Origin of the sequence: Novosphingobium decolorationis (genome assembly GCF_018417475.1) — a bacterium.
Classification (GTDB): domain Bacteria; phylum Pseudomonadota; class Alphaproteobacteria; order Sphingomonadales; family Sphingomonadaceae; genus Novosphingobium; species Novosphingobium decolorationis.
Genome location: NZ_CP054856.1, coordinates 2,132,015 through 2,148,986, shown reverse-complemented (window position 1 = coordinate 2,148,986; position 16,972 = coordinate 2,132,015). Strand labels below are relative to the sequence as shown.

At 67.1% G+C, this 16,972-nt stretch carries 16 protein-coding genes; 7 read left to right on the top strand and 9 right to left on the bottom strand.

The features are described 5' to 3' along the window. Genes xdhA through HT578_RS09835 form a run of 7 tightly spaced genes read left to right on the top strand, consistent with a single transcriptional unit; the run spans nt 1 to nt 8,632 of the window. Complete coding sequence (gene xdhA, locus HT578_RS09865) at nt 1-1,428, top strand: xanthine dehydrogenase small subunit (protein WP_213503814.1); 1,428 nt, start codon at nt 1-3, stop codon at nt 1,426-1,428. Continuing rightward, complete coding sequence (gene xdhB / locus HT578_RS09860; RefSeq protein ID WP_213503813.1) at nt 1,421-3,748, top strand: xanthine dehydrogenase molybdopterin binding subunit; 2,328 nt, start codon at nt 1,421-1,423, stop codon at nt 3,746-3,748. Before xdhA ends, xdhB begins: the two co-directional genes overlap by 8 nt. Further along, entirely contained in the window at nt 3,745-4,662 is a 918-nt protein-coding gene (gene xdhC / locus HT578_RS09855) for a xanthine dehydrogenase accessory protein XdhC (protein WP_213503812.1), read from the top strand. The genes xdhB and xdhC overlap by 4 nt, the downstream gene beginning before the upstream one ends. Then, entirely contained in the window at nt 4,662-5,960 is a 1,299-nt protein-coding gene (gene guaD, locus HT578_RS09850) for a guanine deaminase (RefSeq protein WP_213503811.1), read from the top strand. The genes xdhC and guaD overlap by 1 nt, the downstream gene beginning before the upstream one ends. Beyond that, a complete protein-coding gene (locus HT578_RS09845) occupies nt 5,960-6,976 on the top strand; it encodes an adenosine deaminase (protein WP_213504244.1) in 1,017 nt (338 codons plus the stop codon). The genes guaD and HT578_RS09845 overlap by 1 nt, the downstream gene beginning before the upstream one ends. Beyond that, on the top strand, nt 6,976-8,109 hold the full coding sequence (locus HT578_RS09840; protein ID WP_213503809.1) for a nucleoside hydrolase: 1,134 nt from the start codon (nt 6,976-6,978) through the stop codon (nt 8,107-8,109). Before HT578_RS09845 ends, HT578_RS09840 begins: the two co-directional genes overlap by 1 nt. A 4-nt stretch (nt 8,110-8,113) precedes the next feature. After that, nucleotides 8,114-8,632, top strand: coding sequence for a DUF4269 domain-containing protein (locus HT578_RS09835; RefSeq protein WP_213503808.1), 519 nt, complete (start codon nt 8,114-8,116; stop codon nt 8,630-8,632). A gap of 60 nt (nt 8,633-8,692) precedes the next feature. Here HT578_RS09835 and HT578_RS09830 read toward each other — a convergent pair whose 3' ends face one another. From HT578_RS09830 to HT578_RS09790, 9 genes are all read right to left on the bottom strand, one after another. After that, entirely contained in the window at nt 8,693-9,271 is a 579-nt protein-coding gene (locus HT578_RS09830; protein WP_039390710.1) for an LOG family protein, read from the bottom strand. A gap of 50 nt (nt 9,272-9,321) precedes the next feature. Next, complete coding sequence (locus HT578_RS09825) at nt 9,322-9,855, bottom strand: phosphoribosyltransferase (protein WP_039390713.1); 534 nt, start codon at nt 9,853-9,855, stop codon at nt 9,322-9,324. Between the two features lie 86 nt (nt 9,856-9,941). Next, complete coding sequence (locus HT578_RS09820) at nt 9,942-10,898, bottom strand: LysR family transcriptional regulator (RefSeq protein WP_213503807.1); 957 nt, start codon at nt 10,896-10,898, stop codon at nt 9,942-9,944. Nucleotides 10,899-11,207: 309 nt separating this feature from the next. Next, on the bottom strand, nt 11,208-11,987 hold the full coding sequence (locus tag HT578_RS09815) for an IclR family transcriptional regulator (protein WP_213503806.1): 780 nt from the start codon (nt 11,985-11,987) through the stop codon (nt 11,208-11,210). Nucleotides 11,988-12,140: 153 nt separating this feature from the next. Continuing rightward, entirely contained in the window at nt 12,141-12,920 is a 780-nt protein-coding gene (locus tag HT578_RS09810; RefSeq protein ID WP_213503804.1) for an IclR family transcriptional regulator domain-containing protein, read from the bottom strand. A 150-nt stretch (nt 12,921-13,070) separates the two neighbouring features. Beyond that, on the bottom strand, nt 13,071-14,300 hold the full coding sequence (locus tag HT578_RS09805) for an MFS transporter (protein WP_213503803.1): 1,230 nt from the start codon (nt 14,298-14,300) through the stop codon (nt 13,071-13,073). A 236-nt stretch (nt 14,301-14,536) separates the two neighbouring features. Then, the gene (locus HT578_RS09800) at nt 14,537-14,851 is read right to left on the bottom strand and encodes a hypothetical protein (RefSeq protein ID WP_144400892.1); all 315 of its coding nucleotides are present in this window, start codon (nt 14,849-14,851) and stop codon (nt 14,537-14,539) included. Continuing rightward, complete coding sequence (locus HT578_RS09795; protein ID WP_213503802.1) at nt 14,848-15,897, bottom strand: class I SAM-dependent methyltransferase; 1,050 nt, start codon at nt 15,895-15,897, stop codon at nt 14,848-14,850. Before HT578_RS09795 ends, HT578_RS09800 begins: the two co-directional genes overlap by 4 nt. Nucleotides 15,898-15,956: 59 nt before the next feature. Further along, nucleotides 15,957-16,823 (bottom strand): alpha/beta hydrolase family protein, encoded by an 867-nt coding sequence (locus HT578_RS09790; RefSeq protein ID WP_213503800.1) that lies wholly within the window; start codon nt 16,821-16,823, stop codon nt 15,957-15,959. Nucleotides 16,824-16,972 lie beyond the last annotated feature (149 nt).

The window sequence follows — 16,972 nt, the reverse complement described above, 5'->3', positions numbered from 1 at the left end:
ATGGCCATCTCGTTTCTTCTTGATGGTGAGCGGATTGATCTCGAGACGCTCGATCCGACCGCTTCGGTGCTCGACTTGTTGCGCACGCAGCTTCGCCGCAGCGGCACCAAGGAGGGCTGCGCGGAAGGCGACTGCGGTGCCTGCACGGTGCTGGTCGGGACTCTGGAAGCGGGACCCAAGGTTCAGTGGCGCGCGCTCAATTCCTGCATCCAGTTCCTCCCCATGCTGCACGGCAAGGCGCTGATGACGGTGGAGAGCCTCGCACATGACGGTATTCCCAATCCGCTGCAGGCCTGTATGGCGGCCAACGGTTCCTCGCAGTGCGGCTTCTGCACGCCGGGTTTCGTCATGTCGCTCCATGGCCGCGCCATTGGCGCAACCGGCTGCGAGCTCCCGGTCGAGGACGTGATCGCGGGCAACTTGTGCCGCTGCACCGGCTATGGCCCCATCCTGGAGGCCGCGCAGGAGGTGCCGGTTCTTGCGCAGGACGATGCCGCCCTGATCCCGCAACTTGCCGAGATCGCAGGAACACCGGCCTCGGGCGAGTGGCAGGGGCGGCGCTGGTTCGCCCCGCGCAGCTCGGATGAGTTGGCTGGGCTCCTGCGCGAGCATCCCGATGCCACGCTTGTGGCCGGAGCGACCGACGTGGGCCTGTGGGTGACCAAGGGCCTGAAGGTCCTCGAGACGGTGATCTTCATCGGGGATATCGCCGAGCTGGCCGCAATCGAAGCAACCGATGAAGCGTTGTTTCTTGGGGCCAATGTCCGTCATGCCGAGGCTCATGCGGCCTTGGCGCAGCTTCATCCCGACCTGGGCGAGTTGTGGCGCCGCTTTGCCGCGCTGCAGGTTCGCAACGCGGGTACCATCGGCGGCAACATCGCCAACGGCTCGCCCATCGGCGATGGCCCGCCGGCGCTGATCGCGCTTGGCGCGCAGCTTGTGCTGCGCAGCATCGAAGGTACGCGCACGCTGCCTCTCGAGGACTTCTTTCTCGCATATGGCAAGCAGGACCTGCGCGACGGCGAGTTCGTGGCCGGGGTGCGCATACCGCGCCCCGCGCCCGGTACGGTGATCCATATCGCCAAGCTCTCGCGCCGTTTCGACAGCGATATTTCGGCGGTGTGCGGGGCTTTTGCTCTGACACTGGAGGACCAGCAGATCGCGTCGGCCCGCGTGTCCTTTGGCGGTATGGCGGCGACCCCGCGCCGCGCGGCGGCGTGCGAGGCCGCGCTGGTCGGCGCGCCCTTTACGATGGAAACGATGGAGCGTGCAGCCGAGACTCTGCGCGAGGATTTCACGCCGCTCGACGACGTGCGTGGCTCATCCGCCTACCGCCTCGAAGCGGCGGGCAATCTGCTGCGTCGCCTCTGGCTGCGCGAACAAGGCGGGGCGGTTTCGGTGCTGGACATGGAGGCGCTTGATGGCTGAGCGCGATCCCGAACCGGGCGCGGTCGTTCTGGCCAGGCCCTCGCACCCGCACGAGAGCGCGCATCTGCACGTGACGGGCGCAGCGCGCTATGCCGATGACCTCGCCGAACCGGGCGATATGCTGCACTTGTGCTTTGGCCAAAGCAGCGAGGCCCACGCCCGTATCGTGTCGATGGATCTCGAGGCGGTGCGCACGGCGCCCGGTGTTCACAGTGTCTACACCGCCGCCGACATTCCCGCCGCCAACGATGTCGCACCCGTCGCGCACGACGATCCGCTGCTGGCCGAAGACGAAGTGGTAAGCCACGGCCAGGCGCTGTTCCTCGTCGCGGCAACCAGCCGCGAGGCCGCACGGCGCGCGGCACGCCTTGCGAAAGTCGAATACGAACCGCTTGACGCCGCAATCACGCCGGCACAGGCGCGCGCGGCAAACAGCCTCATCGAGCCCACGCAGCGCATGGTGCGCGGCGATGCCGGGGCCGCGCTGGCCCGTGCTCCGCACCGCGCCCGCGGTGCCTTCGAGATGGGCGGCCAGGACCACTTCTACCTGGAAGGCCAGATCGCGGTGGCGACTCCCGGCGAGGATGGCGCGGTGCATATCGTCAGCTCCACCCAGCACCCCAGCGAAGTGCAGCATCTCGTCGCGCACATGCTTGGCCTGACCTCGGCCGATGTGACGGTGGAAGTGCGGCGCATGGGCGGGGCCTTCGGCGGCAAGGAGACGCAGGCCGCGCTTTTTGCTGCGGCGGCCGCGCTGGTGGCTGCGAGGACCGGCCGTCCTGCCAAGCTGCGCTGCGACCGGGACGACGACATGGTGATGACCGGCAAGCGTCACCCCTTCGAAGTCGCCTACGAGGTCGGCTACGATGAGGAGGGGCATCTCCTGGCGCTGTCGCTGTTCCTGTCGAGCCCGTGCGGGGCAAGCGTGGATCTCTCGCCCGCGATCAACGACCGCGCGATGTTCCACGCGGACAACTGCTACTACCTGCCCGACGTGGAGATCGTCTCGGAACGGCTCAAGACCAACACCGTCTCGGCCACCGCCTTCCGGGGCTTCGGCGGTCCTCAGGGGATGCTCGCGATCGAGCGTATCCTCGATGATGTCGCCGCGCGCCTTGGCCGTGATCCGCTCGAGGTGCGTCTTGCCAATCTCTACGCGGCCGGACGCAGCGAAACGCCCTATGGCATGGAGATCAGGGACAACATCGCGCCCGAAATGATCGCGCGCCTGCGCGAAACCGCGCGCTACGATGCGCGCAGCAAGGCGATTGATGCGTTCAATGCGCAAAGCCCTGTGATCAAGCGCGGCCTTGCGCTGACGCCGGTCAAGTTCGGCATCAGCTTCACGACGACGCACCTCAACCAGGCGGGCGCTCTCGTCCATGTCTATGCGGACGGTTCGATCCAGGTGAACCATGGCGGGGCCGAGATGGGGCAGGGGGTCTACGTCAAGGTGGCGCAGGTTGTCGCCGATGTCTTCGGCGTAGCGCTCGACACCATTCGCTGCACCGCGACCCGTACCGACAAGGTACCCAACACGTCCGCGACGGCGGCGAGTTCCGGGGCCGACCTCAACGGCATGGCCGCCTTCAACGCGGCTTCCACGATCAAGGCGCGCCTCGTCGATTTCCTGTCGCGCACGTACGCTTGTGCGCCCGAGGATGTGACGTTCGGGGCCGATGGTGTGCAGGCAGGCGCGGCCAGGCTCACCTTCGGCGAAGTGGCGCGGCGCGCGCAGATCGGCCGCGTATCGCTCAGTTCCACCGGCTTCTACGCGACGCCGGACATTGCCTACGACCGGGCTGCCCACAAGGGCCGTCCGTTCTACTACTTCTCGTATGGCGCGGCGGTGAGCGAGGTCGCGGTGGACACGCTGACCGGCGAGCACAAGGTGCTGGCCGTCGACATCCTCCACGACGTGGGCGCCTCACTCAACCCGGCCATCGACAAGGGCCAGATCGAGGGCGGGTTCGTACAGGGGCAGGGCTGGCTCACCACCGAGGAACTGGTCTGGGATGCGAAGGGGCGCCTGCTCACCCACAGCCCGGCGACCTACAAGATCCCGACCGCTTCGGACCGCCCGAAACGCCTGACCATCGAACTGTGGGACGGGCAGAACGTGGAGCCCACGATCAACCGCTCCAAGGCCGTGGGCGAACCTCCCTTCATGCTTGCAATCTCGGTCTTTTCTGCGCTCAACCGCGCGGTCGGGGCCTGTGTGCCTGAGGCGCGGTGCCTGCCCCCACTCGATGCACCGGCAACGCCGGAAAAGGTGTTGGCCGCGATTGCGGGGCATCGCAAGGAGGGCACGGCGGCATGACCCAGTGGATCGGTTGGCTGCAGCGTCTCGAGGCCGGCCCTTGTGCCATGGTTTCCGTGCTCGCGACCGAGGGCTCGGCACCGCGCGGGGGCGGCACGCGCATGCTGGTGACTGCGAGGGACCAGCAGGGCACCATCGGCGGCGGTCAGCTGGAATACCGCGCAGTCGAACAGGCGCGCGCGATCCTTGACCGGCCGGTCGGGACCTGGCGTGTGCAGGACTATCCGCTCGGGCCTCTCCTTGGCCAATGCTGCGGCGGGCGTGTGCGTCTCCTCATTGAGCATCTGGATCCCGCAGGGCTCGACTGGCTGCACGAGGCCGAGCCCGGTCGCATGCTGGAGACCTGCTTCGAGGACGGCGCGGTGCGGCGGCGCATCCATGACCGCGAGACGGCGACACGCCAGTCCGCGCGCGGAGACAAGCCGGTCGCGGGCGCGCGGATCATCGAGCCGGTGGGGGAGCGTCCGCGTCCGGTCTACCTGTTCGGGGCGGGGCATGTCGGGCAGGCCATCGCGTGGCATGCGACGGGCCTTCCGCTTCAACTGGCCTGGTTCGACATTCGCCCGGAACTGGCCGATCTCGACGGGGTGACCATCGTCGATGTCGAGGACATTGCGACCTGCATCGAGGAAGCGCCGCCCGAGGCGGCCATCGCGATCCTGACGCACGACCATCCGCTCGACTACCACCTGACCCTGGCCGCGCTGCGACGCGATCCGGTCGCCTTCGTGGGCCTGATCGGCTCGTCCACCAAGATTGCCCGCTTCCGCTCGCGCCTCAAGGCCGATGGTATCTCCGATGAGGCCCTCGCGCGCCTGACAACGCCCATCGGGGTGCCGGGGGTGAAAGGCAAGGAGCCCGACGTGATCGCGATTTCGGTGCTCGCCCAGCTTCTCCAGCTGAGGGGGCAGTAATGGCCTTGCGCGCGTTCCGGGGGGAGTTCCTGTCGCTGACCTGTGATCCGCGCGATGCAGGGCCCGACGGTGAGAGGGCGATCCGTTACGAGGCGGATGGTCTGCTTGTGGTCGAGGACGGGATCGTCGTGGCGCGCGGGCACCATGCCGACCTGTCCGGGCGCTTCGCCCAGGTGCCGACCGAGAGGCTGCCCGGCCTTGTCGTGCCGGGCTTCATCGATGCCCACGTCCACTATCCGCAGATGGACAGCATGGCCGCGCATGGCGAGCAATTGCTCGACTGGCTGGAGCGCCACATCTTCCCGGCCGAGATGGCCTTTGCCGAGCGCGCCCACGCTGACGCGCTGGCGCAGGCATTCCTGACCGAAATGCTGCGCAACGGAACGACGAGCGCGCTGGTCTTTGCAACGGTCCATGAACACTCGGTCGACGCGCTGTTCGAGGCGGCGCTGGCGCGGCGCATGCGGGTCATCTCGGGCAAGGTGCTGATGGACGAAGGCCCCGAGGGCCTGCGCGACAGTGTCGCCTCGGGCCGGGCCGGGAGCGAGGCGCTGCTGCGGCGCTGGCGCGGACGTGGGCGGCTGGGCTATGCACTGACCCCGCGTTTCGCGCTGACCTCCAGCGACGCGCAGCTCGCCGATGCGGGCGCCTTCCTGGCCGAGCATCCCGAGGTTCTTCTGCACACGCACCTGGCCGAGAATGTCCACGAGTGCGCGGCCGTCGCGTCGCGTTTCCCCGATGCGGCGGACTATCTTGATGTTTACGACCGCTTCGGCCTCGTCGGGCCGCGCTCGGTCTTCGCGCATGGTATCCATCTGCCCGACCGGTCCTGCGCGCGCCTGCACGAAAGCGGGGCGGGCATCGCGGTCTGTCCCAGCTCCAACCTGTTCCTGGGGTCGGGCCATTTCGACTTCGGGCAGGCGGACCGTTTTGGTGTGAAGCTGGGGCTGGGCAGCGACGTCGGGGCGGGCACGACCTTCTCGTTGCTGCACACGGCGGGCCTTGCCTACCAGGCGGCGCTGGCGCGCGAGGACCGGCTTTCTCCCTTCCGTGCGCTGTACCTCGCAACACTGGGAAGTGCGCAGCTTCTGGGCATTGCCGACAAGGTCGGGGCGCTGGAGGTCGGGCAGGAGGCGGACTTTGTGGTGCTGGACCCTGCCGCGACCCCGCTTCTTGCACGCCGTACACAGGACGCTCCTCTTGCGCAGCGGCTGTTTGCGCTTCAGGTTCTGGGCGATGACCGGGCCGTGGCCCGCACCTACGTTCTGGGCGGGTGCGCCTGGGAAAGGACAGCATGATGACCGATCTCGACACGTTTATTGCAAGGCTTCCCAAGGCCGAACTGCACCTGCATATCGAGGGGAGCCTCGAGCCTGAGCTGATGTTCGAGCTGGCCCGCCGCAACCAGGTCGAGATCCCCTATGCGAGCGTGGAGGAGGTGCGCGCGGCCTATGCCTTCACCAGGCTTCAGGACTTCCTCGACATCTACTACGCAGGCGCCAATGTGCTGCGCACGCGGCGCGATTTTCACGACATGGCCATGGCCTATTTCGACCGGGCCGCGAGGGACGGGGTGGTCCATGCCGAGCTGATGTTCGACCCCCAGACCCACACCGATCGCGGCATTCCCTTTGCCGAGGTGATCGAGGGGCTGCTCTCGGCAATGGAGGAGGCGCGTACGAAGCACGGCATGACCAGCTGCCTCATCCTCTCCTTCCTGCGGCATCTGAGCGAAGAGGCCGCCTTTGAGACCCTTGCGGCGGCCGAGCCCTGGCTCGACCGGATCGCGGCGGTGGGGCTGGATTCCAGCGAGGTCGGCCATCCCCCGATCAAGTTCGCACAGGTCTTTGCTGCGGCGCGCGAAAAGGGCCTGAAGCTCACCGCGCACGCGGGCGAGGAGGGGCCGCCGGAATATGTCTACCAGGCGCTCGACCTGATCGATGTCGACCGGATCGATCACGGCAACCGCGCGCTGGAGGATCCGGTACTGACCAGGCGGCTGGCGGACAGCGGCATGACGCTGACGGTCTGTCCGCTCTCGAACCTCAAGCTCTGCGTGATCGACGACATCGTGCAGCACCCCATCGACGCCATGCTCAAGGCGGGCCTGAAGGCGACGCTCAATTCCGATGATCCGGCCTATTTCGGGGGCTACATCGCGGACAACTATCGGGCCGTTGCAGAGGCGCGCGGGCTGGGGCGCGAGGACCTGGTGACGCTGGCGCGCAACAGCTTCACCGGATCGTTCCTGCCGGAAGAGGACATCGCGCGCCATCTGGCTGCGATCGACGCCTTCGTCGCCGAGGTCGCCTGATGCACAGGCGTGCCTGCGCTGCACTGGCGCTGCTTGTGGCCCTGTTCCTCGCGCCGGTGGCGGCTCTTGCGGCGCAAGCCGAGGAAGGGGCACCGCGCAAGGTCATCATCGAGGATGAGGGCTTTGCGCTCATGCACCTCATGCTTTTGGAAAGCCGCAAGATTAACGTCGTGGGCATCACCACGGTCTCGGGCGATGTCTGGGCCAACCGGGCGACGGCGCTGGCGCTGCGCGGGCTGGAGCTGACGGACCGCGAGGACATCCCCGTCGCGCAAGGGGCGACCTTTCCGCTTCTCAACTCCGAGGCGGCGACCGCGCGCTGGGAAGGGCTTTACGGCAAGCTTGTCTGGAAAGGCGCGTGGATGCGCGACTGGGTCGAGCCCACCGTGCAGTCGACCCCCGAATACCATGGCCCCTTCGATCCGGTGGAGCTGCCCGGTGGCAACTCGCACTTGCAGAAGTCGGAGGAGATCGCGGCGAATTTCCTGATCCGGATGGTGCACCAGTACCCGGGCGAGATCACGATCGTGGCCTGTGGGCCACTCACCAACCTCGCGCTCGCCCAGCGTCTCGATCCCCAGTTCGCAAGCCTGGTGGGCGAACTCGTCTACATGGGTGGCAGCTTCAATCCGCAGCAGGTGCTCAAGGACCAGTCCGCAGCGGAGTTCGCGCGCGAGTTTGAGAACACACCGCGCCGCGAGTTCAACGTCGCCTTCGATCCCGAGGCGGCGAGCATTGTTTCGCGCAGCCCCTGGCGCAAGCTGACGGTGATCCCGGTCGATCCCTCCACCGCGACCCAGCGCACGCCCGGACTTCTGGCGCGGCTGGAGAAGGCGGCGCCCAGCAAGGTCGCGGCGTTCATCGCAGGCCTTGAACCGGGCTTCCCGCTCTGGGACGAGATCGCGGCGGGCTATGTGCTGGATCCGGGTATCGTCACCAAGGCGGACCAGCTCTACGTCGATTACGTCACCGATTTCGGGCCCAAGTACGGTGCCACGCTGAGCTGGCACGAACACTACCAACCCGGTCTCGGCGAGCGCAAGGCGAACGTGGTTCTGGCAATTGACCCGGCGAGGCTGGAGGACCTGATGGTCACGGCCATGCGCGAAGGGGCCCAGCGGCAGGGCAACTGATCGGATGGATTGGCGCGGTATCCTCGCGTCGAGCGGATTGCCCGATGTCCTGGCGGCCTATGATGCCCGTGTGGTCGGCACCTTCCCGCTCGGACTGGACGTCGCGGGCAGCGATGTGGACATCGTTTGCCATGCGCCCGATGCGAAGGCGTTTGCGCACGAGCTTTGGGCGCGTTTCGCACAGAGCGAGCACTTCGCCCTGCGGCAGTGGACGCAGGGGGAGCGGGCGGTGATCGCGCAGTTTTCCATCTGCGATCTGCCCCTCGAAGTCTTCGGCGCGCCAGTGCCGGTCGCGATGCAGGCGGGGTGGCGCCACTTCGAGGTGGAACGGCGCTTGCTGGCCCTGGGTGGAGTTGCCTTCCACGCTGCGGTGCGAGAAGTGCGGCGCAGCGGGGTCAAGACCGAACCGGCCTTCGCACAGGTTCTGGGACTTGCAGGGGATCCTTACGCGCGGCTGTTCGAGCTGGCCTCGGCGCGCGATAGCCAACTGCGCGGCACTCTTGCGCAGGCGGGCTTTGCCTAGAGCCACATGCGAAACGGGCCGGCGGAAGGTGTCTCTCCGCCGGCCCGCGTTAGCTGTGCCTCAGTTCTCGCCTTCGTGGAGCCAATGCTCGGTCTGGGGCGGAATGAACTCGATGATGCGGTCGAGGAGGCGCTCGGGGTTGTCGTCGACCAGCAGCATGTCGCGGTGGCGGTCCTGGAGGAAGCCCTCGGAAACGATCTTGTCGACGAACTGGATGAGGCCATTGTAGAAATCGCCCACGTTGAGCAGGCCCACGGGCTTGGCGTGGTAGCCCAGCTGCGACCAGCACCAGGCCTCGAACATCTCCTCGAACGTGCCGATGCCGCCCGGAAGCGTGACGAAGCCGTCGGAGAGCTTGGCCATCAGTGCCTTGCGTTCGTGCATGGACTTGACCACGTGCAGCTCGGTGATGCCCTGGTGGTCCTTCTCGCGCGCGCGAAGCGCCTCGGGGATCACGCCGATCACCTCGCCGCCCGCCGCGCAGACCGCGTCCGCGATCACGCCCATCAGGCCCACTTCGCCCCCGCCATAGACAAGGCCGATGCCCCGCTTGGCGAGAAGCGTGCCGAACTGCTCGGCCGTCTCGCGGTAGATCGGGTTACGGCCGGGGGAGGAACCGAGGTAGACACAGATGCGCATGAACGGGATCTTCTTTCTGCTATCGCACGGGAGGGGCAGGCACGAAGGCCTCAGGCAAGCCTTTCAGGTACCGAAAGCGCTTCGGCGGTAATGGTTTCCCGGGTCGAGACCGATTCCCAGGGGAAGACGAACCAGCGCTTGTCGTGGCTGCGATCGATGGTCTGGGCCCAGTAGTCGGTCTTCGCGCGCGAGCTGGTGTTGGTGATGATGACCGCAAAGCGCACGAAGCTGGCGTCCGCGCCCAGTTCGGCAAGGCGCGCGCGCAGGAATTCGATGGTGCCGCCGCTGTCGTTGATGTCGTCGATGAACAGCAGCTTCTTGCCCTCGCCGCTCATCACCGCGAGCTTGGCGAGGAGCTCGTCGGCGAAGTCGGGCTGCTTGGCCGAGTGGTCGATCGAGAGCATGGGGACGTCGAGCTGGTGCGAGACGTAGCACCCCGGAACGAGGCCGCCGCGGCCGATCCCGATCACGAAATCGGGCATCCAGTCGCTGTCGGCGACCTTGCGCGAGACAACGCGCACCTTGGCAAGGAAGTCCTCGTAGTATTCGAGGTACTGCAGTTGGGGCTCGGACGTGTCGTCCATGGGGGACTCCTGAGAGGAAAGCTTGGAGGAGGGAGAGCCTTCCGAATTACCCAATTCCGGCCCTGCAAACAATATTGGAACGCGCGCTATTCCCCCGCCTCGCGCGCCGTATCTGTCCCGAAACCGGCCAGCGCGCTGCGGTGGTCAAGGCGGGTGTAGCCATTGCCGATCTCGCGCAGGACCAGCGCCGCGGCATAGGACGGCGTGCGCGTCGAGGCGGTGCACAATGCCAGCGTCATGGGCCGCAGCAGCGGTTCGGCAATGCGCGTGAACTGCAGTCGGCCTTCCTGCACTTCGGTCATGACATCGAGCGAGGTGAGGATGCCAATCCCTGCGCCCTGGCGCACAAGTGCCGATATCATCTGGATATTGTCCGAGGTGACGCGCCGTTCAAGCGGCACGCTGGTGGCCGCTTCGAGAAGGGCGACCTGCTGGCCGACGGCAAGCGGTTCGCCCGGCGCGATGATGGGTTCGCCCACGCATTGCGAGAAGCGGGCCTCCTCGCGCGCGCCGAAGGGATGGCCGGGCGGGGTGACGAAGCCGAGCACCACTTCCACGTAGGCGCGCACGTTCAACTCGCGCAGCGATTGGGGATCGAACATGATCCCGCAATCGACTTCACCCTCGGCGACCGCGCGGCGTACCGAATCGTTGTCGAGCACGCGCAGCGAGATCGTGATGCCGGGATAGTCGCGCTGGATGCGGTGGACGGTCTCGGGAATGTAGCCGCGGGTGAGGGCATCGATCACCGCGATCTCGACGTGGCCGCGCTTGAGCCCGCGCAGGTCCTCGATCCGCGCGCGGACCTCGGTCATGCCCTTTTCCCACTGGTGGGCGCTGGCCATCATCAGTTCGCCCGCCGCGGTCAGCTTGAGGCCGGTGGGCAGGCGCTCGAACAGCGGCATGCCCAGCTCGGCCTCGACGTTGAGGATCTGGCGGTCGATGGCCGAGGCCGACAGGTTCAACTCGTCCGCAGCCTTGCGGATCGAGCCGAGGCGGCCCACGGCCATGAAGTAGCGCAGGAAGCGCGAGAATGCCGGCATCGCGTGATGGTGTCCCCAAGGTGCGCGCTTTTCGGCAACGCATTTCGGGTCAGCATTGCATTTTGCCGGGCGCTGTCAAGCGCGCCCGGCGCGGCTAGGCCAGGGAACTTAATCAGCAAACCGCAGAGTTTGCAGGAAAGAAGCCGGGTGACGGAAAGAGGATTTCCGAGGGCCATCGCCCTCGGGCTCCCCAGACTGTCGAACTCACCTTTGTCGCGCCGACTTGGCCGAGAAAGGTGACGTCGCCGATTCCGGGGGCAAGGGGTGATGACCCCTTGCAGAGGCAGTTCTTTCCATGGCCCTTTCCCTCTAGGCGGCCACCGCGCGGCATTCGAGCCGGTCGGAGATGCGTGAGGCCACCGCGTGGAGGCGGTTGGCGTAACGCTCGATTGCGGTCTGCTCGTTCATCGCGTTGAAGAAGTAGGTCAACGTGAGTGTCGCTTCCACTTCGCCGTCGGCCACGATCGGCACCGCGATGGAGGCGGTCCGGTTGGCCTCGCGCGAGGTGTAGGGAGCCGCGCTTACGCCGCGGGCGCGGATCTGTTCGAGGCGGGCGAGGAAGGCCTCGCGCTCGAAGTTGGGATCAAGGCCCCAGCGGTTGCGCTCCGCACTGTCGAGGATCGCGTGGACGCGCGCGGTCGGCAGGGCCGAGAGGTAGGCGCGGCCGGTGGTGCTGCTGAGCAGCGGGATGGTGACGCCCGGATTGCACGGTTCGAAGGTCATCGAGGTCTGGGCGTGCGTCGATTCGCGCACGACCATGCGCTGGCCAACGCGTACCGAGACGAAGACCGGCCAGCCGATGTCGCGGGTGAGCGTGGCGATGGGCTCGCGGCTCGCTTCGCTCAAGGGGCCGTCCGAGCGGTAGCCGTGGGCCAGCGATTCGACGAGCGCGGTCGGGCGGTAGGTCTTGGACGTCGGTTCCTGCTCGACCAGTCCCTCGTGCACGAGCGTCTGCACGATGCGAAAGACCGTGGGATAGGGCAGGTTGCCGATGCGCGCGATGTCCATCAGCGGCAGTGGGCCATGCGAATTGATGACTTGCAGGACCGAGATGGACCGGCAGACGGAGCGGATAGGAACCCCTTCCATTTGTGTACTTCCCCCTGTGTTCGCGCGGTTTCGCGTCGTGGTGGGAGGAGGATCGGCAAATTGCGCTGCGCTGCAGCCGAAAATGCAAAGTGTTTCCACCTAATGGAAACTTTTTCAAAAAATTCGTTCTGTGAGAAGAGCTTCAGGTCGATCTCAGGGGCAATTCGGCGTGACGTCGTGCGCGATGTGGGCGGCGGTTTCCCTGAGTGGCTGCACATAGCGTTCCCGCGCGACATCGGACTTCATCGCGGCGGAGAAGTAGGTCAGCGTGAGAACCGCGAGGATGCGCTCGCCATCGAGCACCGGCACCGAGATCGAGGAGGTCTTGTTCTCATCGCCGAACAGCGAGGGGCGCCAGGCGTAGCCCTCGTGCCGAATGCGGGCGAGTGCCTCGAACATGGTCTCCTGGCGGTCCGCATCCGCCGCTTCGCCGCCGGTGTGGTAGTCGCTGCCCCAGTTCACCAGGTCGCGGGCATGGTCCTCGGGCAGATAGGCCAGCCAGGCAAGGCCCGTCGCGCTTCCCTCCATCGGCATGGCCGAACCCGCTTCCCAGTTGTGGAAGGTGAGCGTGGTCTCGTGGTGGGTCGAGGCGCGAATGACCATGCGCGAGCCGACCCGCACCGACAGCAGCAGCGGCCAGCCCACCTCGCGGGTCAGCGCGCTCATGTGTGGCTGCGCGCGCGAGCGCAGGGCGCTGTCGTCGTACCCGCTCGACAGCGTGTGGACGAGCGCGGTCGCCCGGTAGCGCTTGCCGCTGGCGTCACGCTCGATCAGTCCTTCGTGGACCAGCGTCTGCACGATGCGGAACATCGTGGGGTAGGGCAGGTTCTCGATGCGGACGAGGTCGGTGAGCGAGACTTCGCGCTCATGGTTGATCGTGCGCAGCACCGAGAGCGTGCGGCTGACCGCCCGGATGGGAACCCCGTTGTCCACTGCCTGCGCCTGTCCTTCCGCGTTGCTCGTGCCGGTGCGGGCCCAGAGTGCGGCTCGGTCGGGAGGCCAGCAAGCGGTTCGTTCGCAAGTTGGGCGCAGGAGGGCCGAACTTGTGCCTGTTCCTCCGCCACGCGGATAAACAGGGCGGTGTCAGGCGGGGGCTTCGCGCGGCGGCAGTGTGACGAGCGGCATGGCAAGCAGCGTCGCGGCAAGCAGCGCACCGCCCCAGAACAGCGGCGCCGCTTCGCCCTGGAGGTCGTAGAGCGGACCTGCCGCCAGTGGCCCCAGAACGCGGCCCAGGGCGTTGGCGGACTGCATGACCCCGAGCCCGGTCCCTTGCGCATGTGCGGGTGAGGCCATCGAGACCAGCCCCGAGATCGCCGGGTTGACGAGGGCGAAGCCGCTGGAGGTCAGGAACAGGCCGATACCGGCCAGCACGAGGCCATGGGCAAAGCCGAGGACAACCAGCCCGGCGGCGATGATCGCGAGTGAGAGGGCGAGCATGGCGGCCTCGCCCAGATGCTTGGCAACAGGGCCTGTGACAGTGAACTGGGTGACCGTGGTGACAAGGCCCATGGCGCCGAACAGCAGGCCAATGCCAAGCGGATCAAGGCTCAGCACGTCGTCCGCAAAGAGCGCGAGGATCGCCTCCATCTGGGCAAAGGCGATCGAGACCATGAGCGCAAAGCCAATGGCCGCGGCAAAGCCGGGGCGGCGCAGCAGCGGGCCCTTGTCGGCCGCGCTGGGCTCACTGGTGATGGGCGCGGCCTCGGGCCGCGTCTCGGGCATCAGCCACCAGGTCAGAAGCGCGGCGACCAGGCCCAGCAGCGCGCCCACCACGCAGACCAGCGCAAAGGCGCTGTCTTCGCCTGTAAAGCTGGCGGTCACGCCGCCGATGGCCGGGCCGAAGATGAAGCCGAGCGAGAAGCCGGCGCTGACGATGCCCATGACATGTGTGCGGTTGTCGCGCGTGGAGAGGTCCGAGGCCACCGCGAAGGTGATCGAGAAGCTGCCCGTGGCAAGCCCGCTCACGAAGCGGGCAGCCAGCAGGGTCAGGGGCGAAAGCGCGAAGATGTGAAGGACATAGACGAACGCGCCCACGGCCAGACCACCGATCATCACCGGGCGGCGCCCCCAGCGGTCCGACCAGCGCCCCCACAGCGGACTGGAGAGGAACTGGCCGAGCGAGAAGGCGGCGACCGCGCCTGCAATCTCGATCCCGCTCGCCCCGATCTGGCGGCTGTAGATGGCGAAGACCGGGAACATCAGCCCGAAGCCTGCCAGGGAGACGAAGTTGACAAGGATGATCGCGATCAGCGCGCGGCGCCGAAGCGACTGGGCCGTGGTGTCATCGCGGGCAGCAAGCGGGGCATCGGACATCGGGAAGCTAGGCCTTGGATTGGGGAACCTGACGAGGAACGTCTGGCCTGATTGCCTGTGAAGGGAAAGGGGCCGCGTGGCCGTGGTCGCAAGCCGGAAAGGAAACCATTTCGAGGGCCATCGCCCTCGGGCTCCCCAACCTGTCCACCTCGCCCCTCATGCGCCGTCGTGGCGCAGCCAGGTGAGGTGGACTGTTATGGGGGCAAGGGGGGATGCCCCCTTGAATCGATTGCTTCCTACTCGCCCTCTGTTCCGGCCAGCGCGGCAACGATCGTCTCGACGAGGTGCTTGCCGCGCGCGTCGAGCTTTTCCTGCATTGCGGCGCTGGGCTGGAAGGTCTCGATCTGCCCGGCGATGTCGATGCCGCTTTGCGTGAGCAGTTCCTCCATCACCGCGACGCGGTCGGTCAGGACCCAGAGCTCGCGGGTGAGGGCGAGCACCGCGCTACCCACCCGGCCCACGTCCGCATCGACTAGCGTCGGGCGGTCGGGGTGGTTGTAGGACTTGGGGTTGGTGGGCGTGGCAATCGTGTTCATGGCTGCGGCGTTCATTTCGGTTTGTGTCCCTTCACGACGTGGGGATAGATGCCTTGCGCACTGACATCGACGAAGCCCGCCGCGCGGGCCACTTCGGCAAGATCGAGGCTCGCGGATTCGCGCCAGTAGGGCTCGCCCCCGAGGCGCGCGTTGCTGTCCGCGCGCCAGACCGAGAGCTTGTCCATGTCGGCGTAACGGGTGACGTCGGACATGATCATGTCGCCGCCTGGCTCCAGCACGCGGAAGGCCTCCGCAAAGACGCGGCGGATCACGTCGGCGGGGATTTCGTGGAGCAGGATGTACGAGGCGACGAGGTCGAATGAGGCGTCGGCAAAGCCGGTGTCCTCGGCGGGACGCTGGTAGAGTTTCCAGGCCCAGCCGTGCGCGTTGCCGATGCGCTGGGCGTGCTCGAGAACGCGCAGCGAAAGGTCAACGCCGGTGATTTCGGCCTCGGGGTAGGTCTCCTGCAGGGCCTGCGTGAAATGGCCGGTGGAGGCCCCCATGTCGAGGATGCGCTTATAGTCCTCGCGCGGCGCCATCGCGGCGACCGCGCGGCGCTGCTTGAAGATGCCGCCCGGGAAGAAGGCGTTGACGAGCTTGCGGTGGACGATCTCGCCGTGGATGTAGCCTTGCATCTCGTGGTCTTCCCAGCCGCCCGCGGTGCGGTGGAAGTTGACTCCCTCGAAGTAGGCGGGGGGCTCGGTTCCTTCGGGGGCCGGCTCCAGCGTGGTGGCGCCTTGCGACTGGTAGCGCGCGATCACGGGATCGAGGTCTGCGCGCACTTCCTCGAAGGCTTCGCGCGCAATGAGGCCGTGGTTGCGCGCATTCCATTCCCCAATCAGGGCCTGGGTGCGCCAGAGCGGGCTGGCCATCAGGCGTTGCTCGATCTGCTTGCTGCGCTGGTCGATGTCCTGCGGCAGCTTCTCAGGGTCGGGCACGACGCGGGCGATGTCCTTCTCGACCTCGCCGCGCAAGCCTTGCGTGCCGCGTCCGAAGTGAAGCAGGAAATCGAGCGAGGCGCGCCCGCGCTGGCGGACGGGCGGTTCAAGTGGGTTGGTCATGCGCATCCTCTTCTCAAGCTCTGGTGGGCGTGGGGCTCAATCGGCCCCTGCGGGTATCCTTAGTGGGCGCGGGCCTCGGCCACGGCGTCGCTGCGCTGGGCCCAGGCTCTGGCACCGGGGAGCGTGCCGCCAAGGGCCCCGCGCATGAAGTCCCCGGTTTCGCGGGTCATCCGGGCAAGCGCGTCGGCGGACTCGCGCGCGCCGTCCTCGCTCGGGCGGCCGAAGGCCCCGTTGAAATAGTGGTTCATGCCCGCAAAGACGAGCGCGTAACCCAGCCCTTCGGGTGCAGCTTCGTAAGCGTCGAGGTGCTGGTGCCAGTCGTCGATGAAGCCGGGCAGAACATCGCTGGTCCCGGTGACGACGAGCGCGGGACGCGCCAGTGCGCCGAGCCCTTCGCGCGTCGCCAGCCCCTTCATCTCGCCCGGCGGAGACAGTGCGATGACCGCCTCAGGGGCGCGGGCCGTGCCCAGCGTCCAGGCCGGATCGGCGAGCGTTGCCCCGCCCGCGACCAGCGCGATGAGCGCGCCGTAGCTATGTCCGGCCGCGATTACCTTGCCCGACAGGGTCGTCGCGCCAAGGTCCAGCTCCTGGGGAAGCCTTGAGGTGAAGGCGGTATCCACGGCCCGCCAGTCGGTGAGGCGGGTGGCGCGGCTGTCGGGGTACTTGTCCGGCGCGGGATATTCCTCGGAATCGGTGTGGAGCGGGGCGGCAACCACGAATCCCTGCGCGGCCCACGCGCGCAGCACGCGGTCATAGCGTTCGGGCGTGGCGAAGTTGCCATGTGAGAAGATTACCAGCGCGCAGGCCTCGCAGGCGGCCTCGGGCGCGTAGACGGTGACCGCAAGCTTGCGTGCGTCTTCGGTTGCTAGCGTCACGGTTTGCCTGCGCACGCCCGGCACGCTCTGTTCGGCAGCACTCTCCCGCATCGTGGGGCCCCCGGGTGCGGTGGACGCACAGGCCGGAAAGCTTGCCAGAAGGGAAAGCGCGGCCGTTGCCTGAACCAGTGTTGGTAACCTCGTCATGGCCGCAATGATCGACGAGTTGGCGGCCGAGCGCTCCCCGTTTTGTGCGCCGT